4 protein-coding genes and 1 pseudogene are annotated in these 7,219 nt (G+C 67.9%); all 5 read left to right on the top strand.

Annotated elements, in window-relative coordinates:
- Positions 1–76 precede the first annotated feature (76 nt).
- Positions 77–1,408, top strand: coding sequence for a type VI secretion system baseplate subunit TssK (gene tssK, locus BLV60_RS10920; RefSeq protein ID WP_093054217.1), 1,332 nt, complete (start codon positions 77–79; stop codon positions 1,406–1,408).
- A 32-nt stretch (positions 1,409–1,440) separates the two neighbouring features.
- Positions 1,441–2,790, top strand: a complete 1,350-nt coding sequence (locus BLV60_RS10925; protein ID WP_093054219.1) for a DotU family type VI secretion system protein — start codon at positions 1,441–1,443, stop codon at positions 2,788–2,790.
- A complete protein-coding gene (gene tssM, locus BLV60_RS10930) occupies positions 2,787–6,389 on the top strand; it encodes a type VI secretion system membrane subunit TssM (protein WP_093054221.1) in 3,603 nt (1,200 codons plus the stop codon). The genes BLV60_RS10925 and tssM overlap by 4 nt, the downstream gene beginning before the upstream one ends.
- Positions 6,386–7,036 carry a type VI secretion system-associated protein TagF gene (tagF, locus tag BLV60_RS10935; RefSeq protein ID WP_093054223.1) on the top strand — a complete coding sequence of 217 codons (651 nt, stop codon included), beginning with the start codon at positions 6,386–6,388 and terminating at the stop codon, positions 7,034–7,036. The genes tssM and tagF overlap by 4 nt, the downstream gene beginning before the upstream one ends.
- Positions 7,036–7,219 (top strand): annotated as a pseudogene (locus BLV60_RS34545) (hypothetical protein); the annotation flags it as partial. The gene tagF and the pseudogene BLV60_RS34545, both read left to right, overlap by 1 nt.

Raw genomic sequence — 7,219 nt, forward strand, 5'->3', positions numbered from 1 at the left:
GGCGGATTTGCCTCCCGTCCCCCGCGCCGGAAACTTCGTGTTTCTTTCAGGCACCCTTGCCGTTGACGGAGTGCGGATGAGTTGGCGAACAAAAGTGGTCTGGAGCGAGGGGATGCTGTTGCAGCCTCAGCACCTGCAGCAGAGCGAGCGTCATGCCGATCATGCGAGGCATGTGCTCCTGCGTTCGACCACCCCCTACGCCTGGGGCTTTGCCGAGCTGGAGATCGACCCGGCCGCGCTCACGCTGGGCAAGCTGGCGCTGGTGCGGGCGGTCGGCGTCTTCGGCGACGGCACGGTCTTCGACATGCCGGCGGTCGACCCGCTGCCCGAGCCCATCGACATTCCTGCTTCCATGCGCGACGAAGCCGTGGTGCTCGCGCTGCCGCTGCGCCGCGCCGGTGCGCGCGAGGCCGACGCCGAGGAATATGAAGAGCTGGTGCGCCACCGCGTGCTCGAATCCGAAGTGCCCGATTCGAACACCGCCGGCGAGCGCACGGCGATGCTGCAGCTGGGCCAGCTCCACACGCGCCTGATGCGCGCCGGCGAAGCCACCGACGCCTGGACCACCATCGGCGTCGCCCGTGTGGTCGAGCGCCGCGTCGACAACCAGGTGCAGCTGGACCGCGCCATGCTGCCGCCGCTACTGGACGTGGCCGGCCATGCCGTCATCCGCGCCTGGCTCGACGAACTGCTGGGCCTGCTGCGCCAGCGCGGCGAAGCGCTGGCGGGCCGCATGACCCAGGGCGGCACCGGCGGCGTGGCCGAGATCGCAGACTTCATGCTGCTGCAGGCCGTGAACCGCAACGAGGCCATCTTTGCGCACCTGGCAAAGAGCGCGATGCTGCACCCGCAGCATTTCTTCGAGCATGCGCTGGGGCTGGCCGGCGACCTTTCGAGCTTTCGCGATTCGCGCCGCGTCGCGCGCTTCGGCCCCTACATCCACGACGACCTTGCACTGAGCTTCCGCCCGGTGATGGACGACCTGCGCCGCAGCCTCTCGATGGTGTTCGAGCAATCGGCCATCCGCATCGAGCTGCACGACCGCAAGCACGGCGTGCGCGTGGCGATGGTGACGGACGTGGAACTGCAGCGCAAGGCGACCTTCGTGCTCGCGGTGAATGCGAACATGCCCAGCGAAGCGCTGCGCGCGCGCTTCCCCACGCAAGTGAAGGTCGGCCCGGTCGAGCGCATTCGCGATCTCGTGAACCTTGCGCTGCCGGGCGTCACGCTCACGCCGATGCCGGTCGCGCCGCGGCAGATTCCCTTCCACACCGGCGCCAACTACTTCGAACTCGAAACGCGCAACAGCGACCTGTGGCGCCAGCTCGAGCAATCCGGCGGCATCGCGATGCACATCGCCGGAGACTTCCCGGGCCTCGACCTCGCGTTCTGGGCCATTCGTTCCTAGCCACATCGGGCTGACGGAAACGGAACACCATCATGAGCACACCTCCCGACCCCTTCGCCGCCTTCGAGTCGGAACGCACGGTCATCAAGCCCAAGCCGCGCACGCCCGGCGGCACGCCGCCTGCGCCGGCACCGGCGCCTTTCTTCGGCGGTGCCGATCCCACGCCGGCCGCCGACGTCGGCGAGCTCGGCCTGCTCAATCCGCTGGTGTCGGCCGCCGGCAAGCTGCTGGTGTTGATCGGCAAGCTGCGCAACCTTGCGCAGCCGCCCAATGTGCCGGCGCTGCGCGCCTCCACCGCCGACGCCGTCAACCAGTTCGATGCCAATGCGCGCCGCGCCGGCGTCAGCAACGAATCGGTGCTGGCCGCGCGCTACGTGCTGTGCACCGCGCTCGACGAAGCCGTGGCCAACACGCCGTGGGGCGTGCAGGCCGGCTGGAACAAGCAGAGCCTGCTGGTGCAGTTCCACAACGAAACCTGGGGCGGCGAAAAAGTCTTCCAGCTGCTCGCCAAGCTCGCGCAGGACGTGCCCACGCACCGCCAGCTTCTGGAGCTGATCTACAGCGTGCTCGCGCTCGGCTTCGAAGGTCGCTACCGCGTGGTCGACAACGGCCGCGCGCAGCTCGACTCGGTGCGCCAGCGCCTCGCGGACCTGATCGCGAAGGACCGCCCGGCCGTCGAGCCCGAGCTTTCGCCGCACTGGCGCGGGCAGGGCGCGGGCACGGTGCGGTTGCGCGAGTCGCTGCCGCTGTGGGTGTTCGCGGCCGGCTTTGCGCTTTTGCTGGCTCTGGCGTGGTTCGGCCTGCGGCTCACGCTCAACTACCGCTCCGACACCACCTACGCCGCGGTGTCGAGCCTGCGCGCGCCCAACATCCAGATCGCGCCGCCCGCCCTGCCGGCGAAGACGCCGCGCCTCGCACGCTTTCTCGAACCCGAGATCAAGCAGGGCCTGGTCACGGTGACCGACGAGTCCGACCGCAGCGTGGTGCGCCTGCGCGGCGATTCCTTCTTCGGCTCCGGCAGCGCCGAGCCGATGGCGCAGTCACTGCCCGTGCTGCGCCGCATCGGCCAGGCGCTGGCCGAGGTGAAGGGCGAGGTGCTGATCACCGGCCACTCCGACAACCAGCCGATCCGCTCGCTGCGCTATCCCTCCAACTGGCACCTCTCGGCCGCGCGGGCCGATGCGGTGAAGGGCGCGCTGACGACGCTGGTCGACCCGGCGCGCATGCGCTCCGACGGCAAGGCAGACGCCGAGCCCGTGGCCGCCAACGACACGCCTGCCAATCGAGCGAAGAACCGCCGCGTCGACATCGTGCTGCTGACCGAACCCGACCGGCTCGCTGCTGCCACACCGGCTGCTCCCGCACCAGGAGCGACGAAATGATCAAGAAAATCTTCGGCTTCCTGTTCAGCCCGCTGCTGCTGACACTGCTCGCGCTGATCGTCGTCGCGCTGCTGATCTGGTGGATCGGCCCGCTGGTGAAGATCGGCTCGCTCGCGCCGCTCGAAAGCGAAATGACGCGCGCCATCGTCATCGGCGTCATCGTGCTCATCGTGGTGCTGCGTGCGCTGTACCGCCGCTGGCGCGCGCGCCGTGCGAGCCGGCACCTGACAGACGGCCTCATGAAGGCGCCGGCTGCGAAGACCGACGCACCCGTCAACGGCGAGCAGAAGATCCTCGACACGCGCTTCAGCGAAGCCGTTGCCACGCTCAAGCAGATGCGCCTGCATGCCGCCGGCAAGAAGCCCGGCTTGCGCGACTGGATGTCGATCTCGGGCGGCAGCTACCTGTACGACCTGCCGTGGTACGTCTTCATCGGCGCGCCGGGCGCGGGCAAGACCACGGCGCTGGTCAACTCGGGCCTGAGCTTTCCGCTGGCCGAGAAGTTCGGCCCCGGCGCCATTCGCGGCGTGGGCGGCACGCGCAACTGCGACTGGTGGTTCACCGACGAGGCCGTGCTCATCGACACCGCCGGGCGCTACACCACGCAGGACAGCCACCAGTCGGAAGACAAGAGCGCATGGGAAGGCTTCCTGGGCCTGCTGAAGAAGGCGCGCCCGCGTCGTCCGCTGAACGGCGTGTTCCTCACCGTCAGCGTGGCCGACCTGCTGAGCCAGGGCCCCGAGGCGCGCACCCAGCTTGCGGCCTCGATCCGCGCACGCCTGCTCGAACTCGACGGCAAGCTCACCACGCGCCTGCCGGTGTACGTGCTCGTCACCAAGAGCGACCTGCTCTACGGCTTTACCGACTACTTCGACGACCTCGGCAAGGAACAGCGCGCGCAGGTCTTCGGCTTCACGCTGCCGGCCAACGAGAACGTGCAGCTGGAAGAGAAGGGCCTTTCCACGGCCTTCAACCGCGAGTTCGCGCTGCTGCACAACCGCGTGAACGACGGCCTCATCGCGCGCATGCAGCGCGAGACCGACGGCACGCGCCGCGCGGCCATCTTCGGTTTTCCGGCGCAGTTCGGCTCCATCGGCTCGCTGCTGTCCGACCTGCTCGAACAAGTGTTCACCGGCTCGCGCTTTGCGCAGCCGCCGTGGGTGCGCGGCGTGTACTTCACCAGCGGCACGCAGGAAGGCAGCCCGATCGACCGCGTGATGGGCAGCCTTGCGCGCAGCTTCGGCATCGAGCGCGCCATGCTCGCGCCGCAGAAGTCGAGCGGGCGCAGCTACTTCCTCACCTCGCTGCTGCGCGAAGTGGTGTTCCCCGAGCAGCGCCTCGCCGGCGCCGACGTGAAGCTGGAGCGCCGCCGCCACACGCTGCGCGTGATCGGCGTGACGGCGATGACGCTGGTCACCGTCGGCCTGCTCGCGGCCTGGGGCTACAGCACGCTGCAGAACATGAACTACCTGAAGTCGGTCGAGGCCCGCGTCGAGCCCGCCAGGCAGAACCTCGCGGCGCTGCCCGCGCGCGTGCAGAACCTGGTCGAGGTCGCGCCCGTGCTGCAGAGCCTGCGCGACATCTGGAAGACGCCCGACAACCACCAGGGCGACGAGCCGCTGTCGATGACGCTGGGCCTCTACCAGGGCGACAAGCTCGACGCCGCCGCCATGCTCACGCACCAGCGCGCGCTCAACGACGCCTTCCTGCCGCAGATCGCCAAGCGCATCGAAGACCAGCTGCGCACCGCGCAGAAGGACAACCTCGAGTACACGTACGAGGCGCTCAAGAGCTACCTGATGCTCTACCAGCCCGAGCACTTCGATGCCGAGGCGCTCAAGGCCTGGATCACGCTCGACTGGGCCCGCAACCTCGACCGAGGCATTCCCGAAGACCAGCGCAAGGCGCTCGAAGACCAGCTCGACGTGCTCATCGCCCAAGGCCCGCCGCGCTCGCCGCTCAAGATGGACGAGAACCTGGTGCGCAGCGTGCGCGCCGTGCTCGCGAGCTACCCGCTGGAACAGCGCGTGTTCAGCCGCTTGAAGCGCCAGCGCGCCACCAAGGACATTCCAGCCTTCAGCGTGGCCACCGCCACCGGCCCCTCGGGCCCGCTGGTGTTCGAGCGCATCAGCGGCAAGCCGCTGACCGATGGCGTGCCGGGCATGTTCACCTACGACGGCTATCACAAGCGCTTCCAGAACGAAGTGACCGTGCTCACCGGCCTGCTCGCCAACGAAGACCCGTGGGTGCTGGGGCAAGACCGCAACGCAGCCGACCGCCTGCGCGACGTGGCCGCGCTCGGCGCGCTGACCGATCGCGTGCGCCGCCTGTATCTGGAGGAATACGTCAAGCAGTGGGAAGCACTGCTCGCCGACGTGCGACTGATCCGCGCCACCGGGCTGGAGAAGAACATCGAGACCGCGCGCATTCTTTCGGGCGTCGATTCCCCGCTCGCGAACTTCCTGCGCGCGGTGGTCAAGCAGACCACGCTGATCCCGGCGGCCGACGCCAACAAGGACGTCGTCAGCAAGGCGACCGAAACGGTGCGCAACACGCGCAAGGGCCTGGAAGACCTGTTCGGCAGCGACCCCGGCCGGCAGGTGGCCCCGGGCAAGCGCATCGAGAGCATCGTCGACGACCGCTTCGAGTCGCTGCGCCGCCTCGTCACCGCCGGCGGCCCCAACCAGCCTGCGCCCATCGACGACGCGCTGAAGCTCTTCAACGAGGTCTACGTGTACCTCAACGCCGTCGACACGGCCGTGAAGGGCCGCACCTCGCCGCCGCCCGGCGACGTGGCCGGCAAGCTCAAGTCAGATGCGGGCCGCCTGCCAGAGCCGGTGCGCTCGATGGTCGAGAACCTCAGCCAGTCGGGCGCCGCGCAGGCGCAGACGGCGGAGCGCGGCAACCTGAGCCAGGACCTGCGCCCCGTGGCCGAGTTCTGCGCGCGCGCCATCGCGGGCCGCTACCCCTTCGTGAGCACAAGCAAGCGCGACGTGCTGCCGGAAGACTTCGGCCAGATGTTCGGCCCCGGTGGCCTGATGGACGACTTCTTCCAGAAGCGCCTGGCCGCGCTGGTCGACACCAGCACCAAGCCGTGGCGCTACAAGCCCGTGGCCGAACGCGGCGCCATCACCACGCAGGCGCTCGCGCAGTTCGAGCGGGCCGCGCGCATCAAGGACATCTTCTTCCGCGGCGGCGGCCGTGGGCCGTCGATGCGGCTGGACTTCAAGCCGGTGGAGATGGATGCGGGCATCACCCAGTTCATCCTCGACGTCGACGGCCAGCTCGTGAAGTACGCGCACGGGCCTGTGGTGCCGATGGCCGTGCAGTGGCCGGGGCCGAAGGGCAGCAACCAGGTGCGTATCCAGGTCAGCCCGCCTTCGACCACTGGCAGCTCGGGTGCCGCTGTGGATGGGCCGTGGGCGCTGTTCCGTGCGCTCGACGACGGGCAGCTCGAGGCCGGCGATGCGCCTGAGAAGTTCTTCATCACCTTCCAGATCGGAGCCCGGAAGACGCGCTTCGAAGTGACGACGAACAGCGTGCAGCATCCGATCCGGTTGCGTGAGCTGCGGGAGTTTTCTTGTCCGGAGGGGCTGTGAACGAGGCAGCTTCTTCACCTTCGCCTCTCTTTGCCTCGACCGCGTTGCCGGGGTGGTTCGGCAAGCTGCCGGGCATGGGGGATTTTGCGCATCGGCGGCTGCCTGAGGCGTTTCGTGCCGTGTGGGATCAATGGCTGCAGCGGGGCATGGCCCGGCTGCGGGATCGGCATGCGGATTGGACTGAGCGATACCTCGAAGCGCCTATCTGGTGCTTTGCGCTGGGGCGGCAGGTGGCGGGGGAGCAGGCGTGGATCGGGGTGCTGATGCCTTCTGTCGATGGGGTGGGGCGGTACTTTCCGTTTGCCCTGGCTATGGAGCTCGATCGGTCCGTTTCCGGGCAACTGCAGGGGGAGGCGCTGGCTATGGCGTTGCAGTGGTGGGCTCATGCTACGCAGGCTGCGTTGGAAGGGCTTGATGGGGATCTGGATGCGCTGCGGTTTGATGCGGTGTTGCATCGGCTGTTTGTTGATGGCGCTTCTGCTGACGGACGTGAGAGTAGTGTCGATTCGCTGGAATTGCCGCTGGCGGGGGCGTCGCTTTGGCTGAGTGATCCTGCTGCTGAGCATGGGGTTCGGATGCTCTGTACTGGGTTGCCTCGGGATGAGCAGTTTGAAGCCCTGTTTTTTGGATTTGCGGAGGAGGGGTGATGAAGGCCTCTCTTTGTTTTGTCTTCCGAGGCCGGGTCTCGCCCCGGCGGGCGACTTACTTTCTTTTGCTTCGCCAAAAGAAAGTAAGGGCGATTTCAAATCCCAAGTGCAACGATGGGTTGAATGTCGACATTCTGGTTGAAGCAGTCCTCGAAGAGGACTTGAGCCGGTGTGCGGAAGCCC

This window comes from Variovorax sp. YR634, from assembly GCF_900106655.1.
Lineage (GTDB): Bacteria > Pseudomonadota > Gammaproteobacteria > Burkholderiales > Burkholderiaceae_C > Variovorax.